Source organism: Marasmitruncus massiliensis (assembly GCF_900186535.1).
Lineage (GTDB): Bacteria > Bacillota > Clostridia > Oscillospirales > Ruminococcaceae > Anaerotruncus > Anaerotruncus massiliensis_A.
Map to the genome: position 1 here is coordinate 841,535 of NZ_FYDE01000005.1, position 14,371 is coordinate 855,905.

General features: G+C 49.2%; 15 protein-coding genes and 1 other annotated feature. Of the genes, 4 read left to right on the forward strand and 11 right to left on the reverse strand.

Going from position 1 to position 14,371, the window contains the following annotated elements; genetic code table 11:
• Positions 1 to 112: 112 nt before the first annotated feature.
• The 8 genes from C1A10_RS12125 to C1A10_RS12160 form a co-directional block, all read right to left on the reverse strand.
• Entirely contained in the window at positions 113 to 1,405 is a 1,293-nt protein-coding gene (locus tag C1A10_RS12125; protein ID WP_101910507.1) for a TRAP transporter large permease, read from the reverse strand.
• Between the two features lie 31 nt (positions 1,406 to 1,436).
• On the reverse strand, positions 1,437 to 1,904 hold the full coding sequence (locus C1A10_RS12130; protein ID WP_101910508.1) for a TRAP transporter small permease: 468 nt from the start codon (positions 1,902 to 1,904) through the stop codon (positions 1,437 to 1,439).
• Between the two features lie 158 nt (positions 1,905 to 2,062).
• On the reverse strand, positions 2,063 to 3,118 hold the full coding sequence (locus tag C1A10_RS12135; protein WP_101910509.1) for a C4-dicarboxylate TRAP transporter substrate-binding protein: 1,056 nt from the start codon (positions 3,116 to 3,118) through the stop codon (positions 2,063 to 2,065).
• Positions 3,119 to 3,316: 198 nt separating this feature from the next.
• Positions 3,317 to 4,051, reverse strand: a complete 735-nt coding sequence (locus C1A10_RS12140) for a GntR family transcriptional regulator (protein ID WP_180951123.1) — start codon at positions 4,049 to 4,051, stop codon at positions 3,317 to 3,319.
• Between the two features lie 64 nt (positions 4,052 to 4,115).
• Positions 4,116 to 5,462: a DUF4340 domain-containing protein gene (locus C1A10_RS12145; RefSeq protein ID WP_101910511.1), complete on the reverse strand. Its 1,347-nt coding sequence runs from the start codon at positions 5,460 to 5,462 to the stop codon at positions 4,116 to 4,118.
• Positions 5,459 to 6,853 carry a GldG family protein gene (locus C1A10_RS12150; protein WP_101910512.1) on the reverse strand — a complete coding sequence of 465 codons (1,395 nt, stop codon included), beginning with the start codon at positions 6,851 to 6,853 and terminating at the stop codon, positions 5,459 to 5,461. The genes C1A10_RS12145 and C1A10_RS12150 overlap by 4 nt, the downstream gene beginning before the upstream one ends.
• A 12-nt stretch (positions 6,854 to 6,865) precedes the next feature.
• Positions 6,866 to 7,570, reverse strand: a complete 705-nt coding sequence (locus C1A10_RS12155) for an ABC transporter permease subunit (RefSeq protein ID WP_101910513.1) — start codon at positions 7,568 to 7,570, stop codon at positions 6,866 to 6,868.
• Positions 7,570 to 8,523, reverse strand: a complete 954-nt coding sequence (locus tag C1A10_RS12160; RefSeq protein WP_101910514.1) for an ABC transporter ATP-binding protein — start codon at positions 8,521 to 8,523, stop codon at positions 7,570 to 7,572. Before C1A10_RS12160 ends, C1A10_RS12155 begins: the two co-directional genes overlap by 1 nt.
• 126 nt (positions 8,524 to 8,649) lie before the next feature.
• On the opposite strand from C1A10_RS12160, the gene C1A10_RS12165 reads away from it, so the two are divergent.
• Positions 8,650 to 9,609 (forward strand): SGNH/GDSL hydrolase family protein, encoded by a 960-nt coding sequence (locus C1A10_RS12165; protein ID WP_101910515.1) that lies wholly within the window; start codon positions 8,650 to 8,652, stop codon positions 9,607 to 9,609.
• Positions 9,610 to 9,661: 52 nt separating this feature from the next.
• Here the strand turns inward: C1A10_RS12165 and C1A10_RS12170 are convergent, their stop codons facing one another.
• From C1A10_RS12170 to C1A10_RS12180, 3 genes are all read right to left on the reverse strand, one after another.
• Complete coding sequence (locus tag C1A10_RS12170) at positions 9,662 to 10,543, reverse strand: MetQ/NlpA family ABC transporter substrate-binding protein (protein WP_101910516.1); 882 nt, start codon at positions 10,541 to 10,543, stop codon at positions 9,662 to 9,664.
• Between the two features lie 79 nt (positions 10,544 to 10,622).
• A complete protein-coding gene (locus tag C1A10_RS12175) occupies positions 10,623 to 11,270 on the reverse strand; it encodes a methionine ABC transporter permease (protein WP_101910517.1) in 648 nt (215 codons plus the stop codon).
• Positions 11,267 to 12,010, reverse strand: coding sequence for a methionine ABC transporter ATP-binding protein (locus tag C1A10_RS12180; RefSeq protein WP_101911652.1), 744 nt, complete (start codon positions 12,008 to 12,010; stop codon positions 11,267 to 11,269). The genes C1A10_RS12175 and C1A10_RS12180 overlap by 4 nt, the downstream gene beginning before the upstream one ends.
• A 60-nt stretch (positions 12,011 to 12,070) precedes the next feature.
• Positions 12,071 to 12,314, reverse strand: a binding site (T-box leader).
• Between the two features lie 134 nt (positions 12,315 to 12,448).
• Between C1A10_RS12180 and C1A10_RS12190 the strand changes: the two genes are divergently transcribed.
• The 3 genes from C1A10_RS12190 to C1A10_RS12200 all read left to right on the forward strand — a co-directional run bounded on the left by C1A10_RS12190 (position 12,449) and on the right by C1A10_RS12200 (position 14,239).
• On the forward strand, positions 12,449 to 12,937 hold the full coding sequence (locus tag C1A10_RS12190) for a prolyl-tRNA synthetase associated domain-containing protein (protein WP_101910519.1): 489 nt from the start codon (positions 12,449 to 12,451) through the stop codon (positions 12,935 to 12,937).
• Between the two features lie 117 nt (positions 12,938 to 13,054).
• Positions 13,055 to 13,504 (forward strand): hypothetical protein, encoded by a 450-nt coding sequence (locus C1A10_RS12195; RefSeq protein ID WP_101910520.1) that lies wholly within the window; start codon positions 13,055 to 13,057, stop codon positions 13,502 to 13,504.
• 15 nt (positions 13,505 to 13,519) lie between these two features.
• Entirely contained in the window at positions 13,520 to 14,239 is a 720-nt protein-coding gene (locus C1A10_RS12200) for an NAD-dependent protein deacylase (protein ID WP_101910521.1), read from the forward strand.
• Positions 14,240 to 14,371: the final 132 nt, after the last annotated feature.

A 14,371-nucleotide genomic window follows, 5' to 3' on the forward strand; every position in this document is an offset into this window, starting at 1 on the left:
AGCAGATTTTTGAAACAAAAAGCTCTGCCATATACCGTATGGCAGAGCTTTAACTCGTAAATACGGTATTCCTCTTTTGACGGCATCATCCTGGAATACCAACTATGCGATTTTATGCCGGACCAAAAATCAGATTCGGGATAAACAAGACTACCTGCGGCAGGAACACAAGGATGCACATTTCCAGCATAATTGCGAAAAAGAACGGCAAAGCCTCTTTTGTATATTCCTCAGTCGGGCATTTTAGGATACCACAAACGGTATAAAGAGCAGATCCTACAGGAGGAGTCATAACGCCCATGGTAACAATGGTCGCCATTAAAACGCCGAAGTGCACCGGGTCTACCCCGAGTTTCGTAACCATCGGAAGGAAAATCGGAGTTAACAGGAGGAAGTTCACATTGCTGTCAACAAACATACCGGAAATAAACAGGAAAACCAACATGATAATCAGCAGCAGCTGAGGGTTATCGGTAATTCCAAAGATAAAGTTTGAGAGTGCGACGGGCAGCTTTACATAGGTGATTGCATAGCTGAACGGGCCGGATAAAGCAATGATCAGCATAATCGCGCCGTTATCAATGAAAGAGGTGCGCAGGGCACTTTTAAACTTTTCCCAAGTCAGTTCTTTATAAACGAATTTGCCAATTATGAGCGCGTACACAACCGCAAAAGCACCGGCTTCTGAAGGAGTAAACAAACCAAAACGAATGCCGACAATTAAGATGATCGGGAACAAAAGTGCCCAGATAGAACTTTTTAAGTTTTCCATGACCTCACTGAAGGTTGCTTTTGGGACATTCGGATCAGGAGCATCATACCCCTTCCTCTTGGAAGTGATGGTAACGGTCGCCATTAAGAAAACCATCATTAAGATGCCGGGGATAATGCCGGCGGCGAACAGGCGGCCGATAGATACCTCACCGATAAAACCAAACAGAATCAACCCGAGGCTTGGGGGAATGGTTGCCGTAATCAATGCGGTCAAACAGTTAACAGCAGTAATATAACCTTTCGGGTAACCCTTTTTAATCATATCCGGGCCTAAAATGCGGGTTTCCATCGCAGCGTCAGCTGTGGCAGAACCGGAAACACCGCCCATCAGTGTACTCATTACCACGCTGACCTGCGCCAAACCGCCGTACATTCTTCTTGTAATCAAAGACGAAAGGCTTAAAAGACGCTTTGTAATTCCGGTTTCATTCATCAGGTTTCCCGCGAAAATGAAAAACGGAACAGCTAAAAAAGCAAATGACTGGGTCTGTGTTACAATTCTCTGCACCGCAATTGAAAAGGGGATATCGGGGGTGGCAGAGAAGTACGCCAGTCCCGCGATGCCAATTACGAATGCAATCGGCATACCTATCAACAACAGTATTACAAACGCGATTAACAATAGTGCCATATCGTTCAACTCCTTTTAAAAGACTCAAGACCTAGTTATTAAACGTTTTTATGCGTTCCACAATCTGCCTGATTGCGGTAACCGACATAAAAGCCGAAGCCACCGGCAGGCTCATCGTTACAAAGGAGTAACTGAGGGTCAGAGTCTGAAATGCACGTTTGTAACTGTCAATACTCAATTTCACACCAAAGATGATAAAGATGACCAAAGCAACCAGCATCAATATTAAAACCAGCAGCTCGATGGATCTTTGCATTTTTACCGGGAATTTTCTTGTGACCAAATCGATTCCAACCAGATTATGCTCGCGAAATGCAACGTCCGCACCCAAAAAAGCCGTCCATGCAAGCAGTAGCTGGGAGATATCAATACTCCATGGGATTGGATGGTTTAACCCGCGTGCAACTGCGGAAATAAACACCAAAGACACAATCGAAATAAAACTGATGCCACAGAAAATTTCTTCAATCTTGCAAAAGTATTTAAATACTGTTTTCATAGTTTACCTCCAAAGCACACGTTCTCATGTGCGGCACATCACCACCATTTTGGCAATCGACACCGCCGGATAGAAACATATGTCCTGCCAATCTTAGTATGGGAGACCGGTTTCTTATTGGAAACCGATCTCCCAATAGATCTTCTGATGAGTTCAAATTATTTGTTCAATTCAGCAAGAATCTGGTCTCTCAGCTGGGAATAACCCAGTTCTTCATAAACAGGCTGTACTGCCGCAATAAAGGGAGCAGGATCGACTTCATGAATTGTCATGCCATGATTTTCTGCCATATCCTTTTCATAATCCTCGGAGAGCTGTACGCACTGTGCCTGATATTCTGTACCAACATCACGGAAGGTCTTGGTGAACAGCTGCTGATATTCAGGAGACAGACTGTCGAAGAATTTTGTGCCGGTGACCGCGCTGCCGATCAGTTGGAAATGGCCGGTCTTATTTGTGTAGGAGCAGATCTCATAGAGACGGGATGCATAGGAGGAAGGAGTCTGCACCTCGGCACCGTCAAGAGCTTTTTGCTGAATTGACGGATAAACCTCAGACCACTCCATCGGGGTCGCAACGGCACCCATTGCGTTAACAGACTTAGTGAACAAGTCACTTCCGATCGTACGAATTCTCAGGCCTTTCAGGTCTTCAGGAGTGTTGATTTCCTTGTTGCAAACAAAGTGGCGGGCTCCGGAATACCAGTTGGAGGTAACGAGCTTAATCCCCTGATCCTCAAACTCTTTTTCCCACTGCTTGTAAATGTCGGTTTCCATAAGCTTGTCCAACAGTTTATAGTCTTCCAGCATGTAGGGCATTTGAATGATACCATAATCTTTCACAAAAGATGCCAGACGACCGGGATCGGAAATTGTAAGAATTGCAGCGCCCTGCATTGCCTGCTCGGTCAGGTCGTCCGTCGCGCCGAGAGAGGAACTCGGGAATACGTCGACAGAGAAGTTTCCATCGGTGGCTTCTTCCAGTCTTCTTTCAACTTCAAACAAAGACATGGTCTGAATATCCTGTTCTCCGTTTGTATTGCCGAATTTTACAGAAACTTTTTCGCCGCCTGCGGCCGCATTGCCGCTTGCAGCGCTGTCGGCTGCGGGAGCCTTGTCGGCCGAAGAAGAGCTGTTGCCGGCTGGCTTGCTGCCACATGCAGCCATGCTAAGAACCATTGCGGATGCGAGCAAAACAGTAAGTGTTCTTTTCATAATTTCCTCCTTAAAACGTACAAATAAATTTGGCATTATGGATACCATCAGCCTACCTAGCATCCTATCATTCTTACATGTCAGTGTCAACAATATTGCAACAAAATCTCTGCATTATATAAACAAGGTGTGAATTGCTTGTTAATAATAAACAATATCTCAAGGGGTGCAACCCGGATAAACGAAGAAAAATCTTCATCACCGAGCCGAATTCAGGTCTCCAAAATCAATATCGAAAAGATCCTTTTGTTCTTCCCGCTCAAAAAAATTAGGATATTCTTCCATCAACATTTCTTCTTCCCGGATCAGCTTGCGAAGATGCCGGCTTAACACTTCCTTTGCCGACGCAAGGTTTCCGGTTTCTGCCTGGTGAACAAGGTCATTATGCTGTTCTACAATTTTTTTTACAATTTCATCCGACCATACCGTCAGTAACCGAATCCTCCGGTAGTGTCCGCTCATGCTTTCAATGATCTCCCAGCTAAGCGGCTGTTCCGCCACCTCAAAGATAATGCGGTGAAATGCGTCATCGTAATCTACGACCTTTGCATACTCTTTTTCAGCGGACATTGCTTGTTGTTTTTCAATAAGCTGGCGAAGCTCCTGAATATTTTTCTGGCTGCAGTTTTTTATGAAAGGCTCAAGCGCAGCGATTTCAAGGCTTTCACGCAAAAAACGTTCCTGACTTACGCGCTTAGGGTCAATCCTGGAAACCATTGTTTCGCGCTGCGGAACGATTTTCACCAGGCCCTCCCTTTCCAGGCGGATAAACGCCTCGCGCACCGGTGTACGGCTGACGTTGAAACGCGCAGATATTTCGTTCGCGCTCATGGTGGTTCCCGGCATCAGATTCAGGGTCATAATGCTTTTGCGCAGGGACAGGAAAACTGCCTCCTGTACGCTGTATGAATTTGTTTTTTGATTTTCTGCCAAAATGGCCGACCTCCCTATATTGCTTTTTTCATTTTTACTGCCATTTGCGGGATAAAACGTGCCTTCATGAAAAGACATGCTGAAAAGACTTTTGAATATCTTCTGCCACAGACAGATAGGTGGTAAAGTGCGCCTGCCCGTTAACAGATACTGCGCACTGTCTGTCAGATATGGGAATAAAATCCAGGATATCCATTCCGCCGTCCCGCAGCTTCACTGTCATCGTTAAAACGGGACTGCCGGCGATGCTCTCATCTTCCGATAACTCTTTTGCGATCGGAATTTCCGAAATTTCCTGATAGAAGGTGGTAACTGCGATATAATCGAGAATCTTGCCGTTTGCGTCTCCTTTCAGGAATTCCGCTTCACCTGACAGTGCAAGATGGTATTGGAATCCGTTTCCGGTTATTGCAAGATCCGCGATCTCAGTTATGTTGCGTGTATAAATGGAACCGCCAAGCAGGCCGGTATAACGGTTTGTCAGAAAAGCCGATTTCTCTGCGGAAATCAAAAATACCTGCTTTCCGGACAGATCGGCACAGTAATAAGACTGGTCGTCTCGCCGGGCAAAACCGGCGGTATAGGTTTGCCCCCCCATTACGAGAGTAACCGTATAGTCCGGTTTGTCAAGACCAAATTCGGACAAAGGCCGGTCCGCGGAGACAAAACTGTCGGGAATAAGGCCTTCCAGCGGAAGCAGCACGCGTTCCTCCACCAGCTGCCAGTCCAGGGAAGCCTTAACAGGAGAGGCAAGATCGTAAAAGTCCCCGGTATCACCGCTTTCGCGGCGCTTTAAGGTATAAGAATCGTCGCCATGCGCAATTGTGATTTCTGTCAGATCGGATAGTGCTGTATCGTTCACAGGAGGGAAGAGTTCCATGGATCGAAAGTCGTCAATTCCCTGGTTCATCATCGCAGCAGCAGAGGCCTCGACGATGTAAACCTGTGAATCGCCTTCCTTCAGCAGATAATAGGTGCCATCCACCGGATTTGCTTTTCCCAGATACAAACGTATTTTGCTGCCGTCGGAAAGCAGCAGTGAAATGCTGCTTTCCGAATTGTCCAGTCCATATTCAGAAAGGGAAGATTTCGGCTGAATGGCCTTTTGCGCTTTCAGATGTGAGAAGTAGTAAACAAATCCTTTGAGTTTTTCACTGGAATAGTTTCCCTGCGGCGCATCAACCAGCGTGATGCCTTCGGGAGCAACCATCATGCCAACGCTTCCGGAAGGATTGCGCAAAGCCACCCCTCCGACCGAAGCCACACTGATATCCGTGACAGTGACAGAATCAGCGGGTACGGAAGGCGAGGTGCGACCCTGAGGAGCACCGAACCACAGAATACCTGTTATTGCCAGCATCGCGGCAAACGCGATACTTAATTGTTTCAGCAGACGGATCTGTTGTTTCATAAGTGTTTCCTCCGCAGATAAACAGCGACTCCAAATCCCAATATTGCGAATGGAACAAGGATGACCAGTACGAAACTGAGAAGGACTGCCTGATTGGTCATGATGGGAATCGGTTCAGATTGCAGTGATTTCGCGGGGATACTGATGCCGGAGCCGGTATCAGCGCACCAATTGATCACCTGAGCCAAAAAATCGGCGTTGGCATAGCTCTGGACCGCCATCAGATCATCGGCATAGATATCCCGGCACCCGGCTGCAAAAATACGTGCCTTGCCGCTGCCGCCGGGTAAATTCTTCTCCGCGGTTAAAGCAACGGGGAATGGGCCGGGCGCATCGCCCGGGAGAAACGCGGTGTCGGTCATGGTACCTTCTTTTGCATACGAGTCGCCGGAAGAGTATAAAACCGGCTGTGTGGATATGTTGCCCTGACGCTGGTAAAGCTGTTTGAGCGCATGGCTGGACGGCATGACGGGATAATACCGGTTGGAGGAAAAGTACTGGTTGATTGGATGCGGCGCATAGATTGGCGCAATATTCAGCGGATTTCCTCCGCTGAACAGCTCTTTTTCCAGAACAATACTGTCGGTTATCTCAATTCCCCATTCGGCAAGAAACGCTTTTAAATGCTCGAAGTCGTCGGAGGAGGGCTCAAGAAATACCATCAACCGTCCGCTACGTGACAGGAATGCGTCCAGCTGAGTAATTTCATCCGAAGAAAAATCGCGGACAGGGGAGGCGATCACCAGTATTTTTGCAGAGTCGTCTATTCCCATGACTGCGGGGGTTGTCCTTTTTACCAGATAATTATTTTGTTCAAACAGCTTCATCAGCGACGCGGACGGCTGTTCATTATGACCGTCCGTGAACTGTGCAAGAGGTGTTTCAGGATTGGTGACATAAAGCAGAGCGGAAGTCATCTGCTGTTCCGCGACCAGACTCTTTACGGTATTGGTGTCGCTGTCAATCTCGTAGAAATCCGCTGTCTGCAATACTTTTATCCGTCCGCTTTTTCCTTCCACCGCTACGCTGCCCAGAGCCATCTCAAACCCCTTTTGCTTGTAATAATCCACAAGGTTGGGGTCCTGATAAGGGTCAACATATCTCACGGTTAACCGGTCTCCGGCCAAATCATAGCGCAGAAAAAGCTCTTTCAGGAGCGGCAGAAAATCCTCCTGCGTGTTGAATACCGTTATGGTCACAGGCTCGGGAAGGGCCGCAGCGATGCTTTTTGTTTCGTCTGAAAGCTCATAGAGTTTATTTGCGGTCAGATCAAATTTAAGGCCTAATCGGTCTGTTCCAACCGCTGCGCAGATATTTGCGAGTACTGTAATTCCCACAGCCAACAGGATGATCAGGAGTGAAACAACTGTATAACTGTATTTTTTATTCATGAAATACTTCTCCTATTCCCATCTTCTGTGTTCCAGTATCCGGGTGGTCAAAAACAGAAACAGTATGGTGATGCTGATATAATAAACCACAGAGGACATGCTGAAAATGCCCATGGCAAATTCGTCGAATTTATTGCTTAACGACAGATAGGTTACAAGGGTGTGAATCGGCCCTTTCGCAATATAGCTCCCGACAAATCCAATCAGCCACAGCCCCAGAAGCGTACTGTAGCTGATGACTCCGGCCACGACCTGATTTTCTGTCAGAGCGGAAAGGAACATACCGACGGCGATAAACGCGCCGGCAGCGATCAGTGTTCCAAAATAATTTCCGAATACAATCAGAAATTCAAAGGAGCCAAAAGCCGCCAGAATTACAATATAAGTGAGTGTAACTGCAAGGCCGACGCTGAAAACAGTAAGAACAGCAAGAAATTTGCCAAGCACGATCCTGCTTAGCGGGGCTGGGGAAGCCAGCAGAAGCTGGTCTGTCCGCATTTTGCGCTCCTCCGAAAAGGACCGCATGGTGAGCATGGGAATCAAAAACATAATCACCAGAATCATCGACGAAAAAAATCCTTTGATATCCCCGTTTTGGCTGAGCAAATTGCCGACCGAAAAATAATATCCGCTCAGCAGTAAAAAAATACAGAGAAAAACATATCCCACCATGGAGTGAAAGTACTGCCATAATTCCTTTTTAAAGACGGCTCCCATTAGTTTGCCTCCTCATAACGCCTGTCCTGAGTCAATTGCAGGAAAATATCCTCCAGACTTGTTTCCAACGGTTTCAGCAGCCGGATTGGACACTGAGCCTCTGCCAGCGCAAAGAAAAGCGGGCGATGGATGTCTTCGCCGCTTTGCGTTTCAAGTATAAATTCGACCTGCCCATCCTCCGGACTGACCTGCGGCGTACAGGATTTGATCCCGGTAACCGCCCGGACTGCGGCCGTAATTTGCTCCGGCGTTCCATCTGCGCGCAACACCAGTTTCCCTTCCGGAGACATCTTTGCAACAAGTTTTGACGGAAGATCGTCTGCGACAAGTCTTCCGTTGCTTAAAACAACAACCCGTTTGCAAACAGCGGCAATCTCGGAGAGAATGTGAGAACTCAGTATAATGGTATGGGTTTTCCCTAATCCTGCGATGGTTTCACGGATTTCAATAATCTGGCGCGGGTCAAGCCCCACGGTCGGTTCATCCAGAATCAGCAGCTCGGGTTCCCCAAGAAGCGCCTGCGCAAATCCGACACGCTGGCGATAGCCTTTGGATAAATTTTTAATCAGCCTGCGGCGTACGCCCCTGATATTCACTTGTTCACACGCTAAGGCAATTGCTTCTTCGCGCTTCTGCTTGGGAATTCTGCGCAGGTTCGCCGCGAAAATCAGCTGCTCGTTAACGGTCATATCCGGATAGAGGGGAGGGTTTTCGGGTAAATACCCGATTTTCGATTTCGCTTCGGAAGAGGACTCCACGATATCCGACCCGTCGATACGGACGCTGCCCGATGTAGCGGAGAGGCATCCGGCAATGATATTCATTGTAGTGGATTTTCCGGAGCCGTTATGACCCAGAAGCCCAACAATTTCTCCTTCAGAAACAGTAAAGTGAAGATCTTCTATTGCAATTTTATCACCGTAACGTTTCGTCAGATGGGAAACTTCAAGCATGGTTTTCCCTCCAATTCTTGATTTACAGAACCAACTATGCTAGTATGTTAACATATATTCGCCGTATATTCAAGTATTTTTAGTAATTCTGCAAATAAGCACCGACTTTCTTTAGGAGGGAAAATCATGTATGACGATCTATTCAGGAATTGCCTTTCTGTTCGGGTTTTAAATGGACAGACGCTTTGCCCTGTTCGTTTTACCGATACTCAATTGCAATTTTACCGGGAACGGGACAACTTTCTATACGAACGTGCGCTTTGCACGTCGGGGATCACCATGGATTTTACAACGGACCAGCGCAGACTGTCTTTTCATTACAGTGCACATAGCTTTGTCCGCAGTCAGAATACATTTGATATTTACGAAGAGGGTGAACTTGTTCAGACCGTTCCGGTTTCGGCTGACCGTCCGAGTGGTATCGTCGAATATGTACGGCGCTGTGAAAGTCCTTCAAGAGTTACAATCTATCTGCCCGCAATGGCGTGCGCCCGCATTTCCGACCTGAACCTTGCCAGTTATGCTCCCGCCCCTCCATCCGGGACACGCCTGCTTTTCGTTGGAGATTCCATTACGCAGGGCATCCAGTGCCAGCATTCTTCGATGGCTTATCCGTCCATTTTAGGGCGCCGCCTGTCAGCGGAAACGCTGAACCAGGGGGTAGGCGGATTTTACTATGAGCAAAAATCTTTAGATGAAAAGATCAATTTTAACCCGGATATTGTATTCGTCGCTTATGGAACCAATGATTTCAGGATTTTTCACGATGTAAACGTGATCGCAGAGCATGCGGAAACTTATTTTAGTGATGTCCTGAAACTTTATCCAAAATCCAGAATCGTGGTGATACCGCCGATCTGGCGTGCGGACCTTTCTTCCGAGCCGGAACGGGAACTCTTTCAAGAAACCTGCGGTGCTATTGTCCTGCTTGCCCGCACGTTTGACTTTTTTGCGGTTGACGAACAGGCTTTGGTAGACCATGAGGAAGAACTTTTTACCGACGGGTATCTGCATCCGAATGACCGGGGATTCGGGCAGTATGCGGAACGTCTCTGCAACTTAATAAAGCAGGGAGCCGGCGCATGATTGCGCCGGCTCCCTGCCGGTCTTTGTGCTTTTTTCGATTACAGGCTGACGCTTAAAACACAGGGATGACAGTGCCGTTGTACTTCTCGTTGATAAACTTGGCAACGTCTTCGCTCTGAAGCGCCTCCACCAGTTTTTGGATTTCCGGGCGGGTGTCGTCACCGGCCCTGACAGCGATGATATTGGCAAATTCCTTTGCCGCTTCGGACTCCTTGTCCTCAGTGGTCAGAACCTTGTCGGCGATGCCGGCGGATACGGCGTAGTTGCCGTTGATGACAGCGAGGTCAACATCCGGCAGGACGTTCGGAAGCTGAGCGGCTTCCATTTCCTCAAATTTGATGTTCTTCGGATTCTCCACAATATCAAGCGGGGTGCTTTCGAGATTGGCACCGTCCTTGAGCTTGATGACACCGAGTTTCTGGAGCAGGAGCAGCGCACGCGCTTCATTGGTGGGATCGTTTGGAACCGCAATGCTTGCCCCGTCAGCCAAAGCGTCGACAGAAGCGGCTTTACCGGGGTAAACGCCGAGCGGCTCAAAATGGATGGCAGCGGCGGACACGAGGTCTGTTCCGTTTTCCTGGTTGAAGTTTTCCAGATAGGGGAGGTGCTGGAAATAGTTTGCGTCGATATCGCCCGCGTCCAGCGCCTTGTTCGGCAGCACGTAATCCGTGAATTCCACAATTTCAAGCTGAATGCTTTCCTGTTCGAGGACGGGCTTGATCGATTCCAGAATTTCCGCATGGGGAGCCGGGGAAGCGCCGACCTTCAGGGTCACAGTTTCTCCGGAAGCAGCTTCGCTTGATTCAGCCTGGGAAGATTCGGGTGCCGCCGCCTCGGAAGAGGAAGCGGGTTCAGTTTTTCCGCCGCAGGCCGCAGCGGTAAGCGTAAGAGCCAGAGCCATCGAAAGCGCCAGCAGTTTTTTGTTATTTTTCATTTTTTTAACCTCTTTTCTTTTCTCCAAGATGATTGCGATCTATATAAACCCGGCCGCGCTGTACACACACGGCGAAAGGTTACCGGTTTCTTTTGTCAACATGATTGGCTAAATAATCAAAAATAATCTGAATGATGCACACAATGATCACTAAAAGCAGCACGGTGAGCATCATGACGTTATATTGATAGCGGTGCAGGCCGTAGCGGATGGCAATATCACCGAGCCCGCCGGCGCCCACAGCGCCCGCCATGGCGGAATAGCCGATAAGGGTGATGGTGGTGATCGAAAGCCCTCTGATCAGGGATGGAACCGCTTCAGTCAGCATCACGTGGAAGATGATCTGCCATTTGGTCGCGCCCATGCACTTGGCGGCTTCGATCACACCGATATCGATTTCCGCAAAGGAACTTTCCACCAAGCGCGCGACAAACGGCGCGGCGGCGATGATCAGCGAGATGCATGCGGCGTTTGTCCCGATCATTTTGCCGGTAACCAGGCGGGTAAACGGAATCAGGACGATCATCAGAATGACAAAAGGGAAGGAACGAAGGATGTTGATCAGCCAGCCGAATACAGAGTTGAACGGCTGATTTTCCATAATACCGCCTTTTCCGGTTACCGAGAGCAGTACTCCCATAGGCAGGCCGAGCACATAGGCGAAAAAGGTGGAGACGATTGTCATATACAGGGTATCAATGGTGCCTTGCGTTAATAGTTGTGTCATTTCAGCACCTCATATCCCAGCAGAAGTTTGGTCATATCCGTTTTCGGATGTTCAAAGACTTCTTTTGTGTCTCCCCACTCGACAAATTCCGCAGAGTCAATCACAGCAACCTTGTTGCAGATGGACTTCACGACCGCAATTTCGTGGGTTATGATGACGATCGTGACATTCAGCTTCGTGTTAATATCGTGAAGCAGTTCCAGAACCGATTTTGTGGTCAGCGAATCCAGAGCGGAGGTCGGCTCGTCGCAGAGAAGGACCTCGGGGGATGTAGCCAACGCGCGCGCAATGGCTACGCGCTGCTTTTGCCCGCCGGAAAGCTGGGAAGGATAGCTTTCCGCCTTGTTGGAGAGCCCGACCAGTTCGAGCAGCTCGTCCGCCCGCCTGACAGCGCCGGCTTTGCCGGAACCGGACAAGGTCAGCGGAAACGCGATGTTTTGCCGGACCGTCCGCTGCATGAGCAGGTTGTAGCCCTGAAACACGACCCCCATTTTCCGCCTTGCGGAGATCAGACGTGAGCCGGTCAGGGTGGAAAGGTCGGTGCCGTCCAGCAGGATACTGCCGGAGGTAGGCTTTTCCAATGTGGAAAGGCAGCGAAGTAAGGTGGACTTACCTGCGCCGCTCATGCCAATAATGCCAAAGATATCCCCCTTTTGAATGTGCAGGTTGACATCCTTCAAAGCGACCGTTTCGCCCGATTTATCTTGAAAAACCTTACTGAGATGTTGTATCTGTATCAAGTGATAGCCCCCTGTTTGAATCAATTGGGAATAAAAAAAGCCTTCCTCCATTGGACGTTATCCAAGGACGAAAGCTGTGCTTCGTGGTACCACCTTGTTTTGCTCCCGGCTTGCGCCAGAGAACCTCACAGCGGCAGAGAGCTTCAACCGCCTGTCACTGTAACGGGTGAACCCGTCACGGACTAAAAGATTTCGCCCGTGCAACTCCAAGACCATGTTCAGCTTTTTCGTCTCCGCCCCTTTGCACCAAACGGGGCTCTCTGCGGGAGCTTCCAAAACCTACTCTTCTTTTCAGCGTCTTTTTCGATTTGTACATACTATTATACTGCTTTTTCAGCGTTCGTCAAGATGAGTCTTTCAAATTTGGTGGAATAGTTGCAAATGATTTCTGACAATGCTATAAATGATGTATGCTTTGACAACAATGGGGGGATCGTTATGACGCAGCGTGAAGCTGTTCTGGAAAGATTGAACACATTAGGAATTCCTTATGAACTGGTGGAGCATCCGGCGGTATTTACAATTGATGAGATGGAACGCCTCGGTGTCACGCTGGACGGCGAGGTGGTGAAAAACCTGTTTTTGCGCGACGCAAAGAAAAGACGGTTTTTTCTTGTCACAGTGCAAAAAGACAAGCAGGTTGATCTGAGACGTCTTGGAGAGCTTCTGGGGGCGGGGCGGCTAAGCTTTGCTTCGGCGGAACTGCTGGAACAATTTCTGGGGCTGCACCAGGGAGAGGTGACGCCGATGGGCGTCCTGAATGATCGCGACGCAAAAGTGGAAGTGGTATTTGATCAGGATCTTGAGGGACACCCGCGTTTGGGCGTTCATCCCAACGAAAACACTGCGACTTTATGGATGTCCTATGGGGATATCCGCCGCGTTGTGGAAGGCAATGGAAACCCGTTTCGATGCGTGCGGCTGTAAAAGCCGTGAACAGCGGACCGATGGAAAGTTTACAGACCCGGCACAGTTTGCTATAATCAAAGCAGAGCCGAACATTGCCAAGGAAAAAAACAGAGCTTGATGGAAAGAGGGACAACCATGCAAAAATCTGCGCGTAATACCCTGATCGGGATAGTCCTGCTTTTGCTGTGTGTATGCCTTGTGCTGATTTCTGCGGGTGCTTTTCGGCTGAAGAACAGCAAGGATGCGCTTAACCAACTGAGCGCCGCCCTTGAAGAAAACGATATCCTGCAGGCCCAATTGGCCGAACTGCGGGAGAAACAGCCGGCAGATTCCGCGGAGTCCGCCGCCCTGCTTGCGGATTTGGAGCAAAAACCGGAACTGATTCCGATTGAAGCGGAACTGGGCGGTACCATGCGGTATTATCCGGATACCTTCTCGTTGTTCGGAGATCGATATGCATATATTTACGCAGAAGATGGGCATAACGCCGTTGAAATGATGCTGGAATACAGAAAAACAGACGACGGGGCCATTGCATGGGCCCTTTGTGCCTACAATGCCGGCAGCGGCTGGCAGACCGCGTGAAAGAAGGCAGGAAAGATGGAAAATTGGGAGCAGCTTCAAAAACTGCTGGATGAAAGTAAAAGAGCGGTGTTTTTCGGCGGCGCCGGGGTGTCCACCGAAAGCGGCATCCCCGATTTCCGCAGTACGGACGGGCTGTACCGTCAAACTTATGCGTATCCGCCCGAAACCATTTTGAGCCACCGCTTCTTTGAACGAAACCCTGAGGAATTCTTCCGGTTTTACCGGGCGAAAATGCTCTGCCCGCAGGCAAAGCCCAATGCCGCCCACCGAAAGTTGGCGGAGTTGGAAGCGGCGGGAAAGCTGACGGCGGTCATCACGCAGAATATTGACGGACTGCATCAGGCGGCCGGGAGCCGGAACGTGCTGGAGCTGCATGGCTCTGTTCTGCGCAATACCTGCAGGAGCTGCGGCAAATTTTACGGCCTGGAGGCAATCCTCAGTTCCGAGGGAATCCCCCGCTGCAGCTGCGGAGGAATCATCAAGCCGGACGTGGTGCTTTATGAGGAAAGTCTTGACGGGGATACCATTGCGCGCGCAGTACGCGCGCTGGAGCAGGCGGACCTGCTGATTGTGGGCGGTACTTCGCTTGCGGTTTATCCGGCGGCGGGGCTGGTCAACTACTGTAAGGGCAGGCTGGTAGTCATCAACAAATCGCCCACGTCTTTAGATGTAAAGGCAGACCTGCTGATTCAGGGCCGGATTGGCGAGACGCTTTCGCATTTGCGTGTGCTGTGAATAAAATTTCCGGGTGATGCAGGAATTCAGCAAAAATCCGACACTAATACTTATATAATATACGGGATACAGGCCAGGCAAAGGAAAGTGCGCCCTGAAAAACCACGAAAACAGTCAGCCCTTGAAAGGGGA

Excerpts from the sequence above, each read along its gene's own strand:
- C1A10_RS12145 (WP_101910511.1), bottom strand. The coding sequence starts at position 5,462 with ATGAAACAACAGATCCGTCTGCTGAAACAATTAAGTATCGCGTTTGCC.
- C1A10_RS12130 (WP_101910508.1), bottom strand. The coding sequence starts at position 1,904 with ATGAAAACAGTATTTAAATACTTTTGCAAGATTGAAGAAATTTTCTGT.
- C1A10_RS12175 (WP_101910517.1), bottom strand. The coding sequence starts at position 11,270 with ATGACACAACTATTAACGCAAGGCACCATTGATACCCTGTATATGACA.
- C1A10_RS12190 (WP_101910519.1), top strand. The coding sequence starts at position 12,449 with ATGACGCAGCGTGAAGCTGTTCTGGAAAGATTGAACACATTAGGAATT.
- C1A10_RS12150 (WP_101910512.1), bottom strand. The coding sequence starts at position 6,853 with ATGAATAAAAAATACAGTTATACAGTTGTTTCACTCCTGATCATCCTG.
- C1A10_RS12170 (WP_101910516.1), bottom strand. The coding sequence starts at position 10,543 with ATGAAAAATAACAAAAAACTGCTGGCGCTTTCGATGGCTCTGGCTCTT.
- C1A10_RS12125 (WP_101910507.1), bottom strand. The coding sequence starts at position 1,405 with ATGGCACTATTGTTAATCGCGTTTGTAATACTGTTGTTGATAGGTATG.
- C1A10_RS12155 (WP_101910513.1), bottom strand. The coding sequence starts at position 7,570 with ATGGGAGCCGTCTTTAAAAAGGAATTATGGCAGTACTTTCACTCCATG.
- C1A10_RS12160 (WP_101910514.1), bottom strand. The coding sequence starts at position 8,523 with ATGCTTGAAGTTTCCCATCTGACGAAACGTTACGGTGATAAAATTGCA.
- C1A10_RS12200 (WP_101910521.1), top strand. The coding sequence starts at position 13,520 with ATGGAAAATTGGGAGCAGCTTCAAAAACTGCTGGATGAAAGTAAAAGA.
- C1A10_RS12135 (WP_101910509.1), bottom strand. The coding sequence starts at position 3,118 with ATGAAAAGAACACTTACTGTTTTGCTCGCATCCGCAATGGTTCTTAGC.
- C1A10_RS12165 (WP_101910515.1), top strand. The coding sequence starts at position 8,650 with ATGTATGACGATCTATTCAGGAATTGCCTTTCTGTTCGGGTTTTAAAT.
- C1A10_RS12195 (WP_101910520.1), top strand. The coding sequence starts at position 13,055 with ATGCAAAAATCTGCGCGTAATACCCTGATCGGGATAGTCCTGCTTTTG.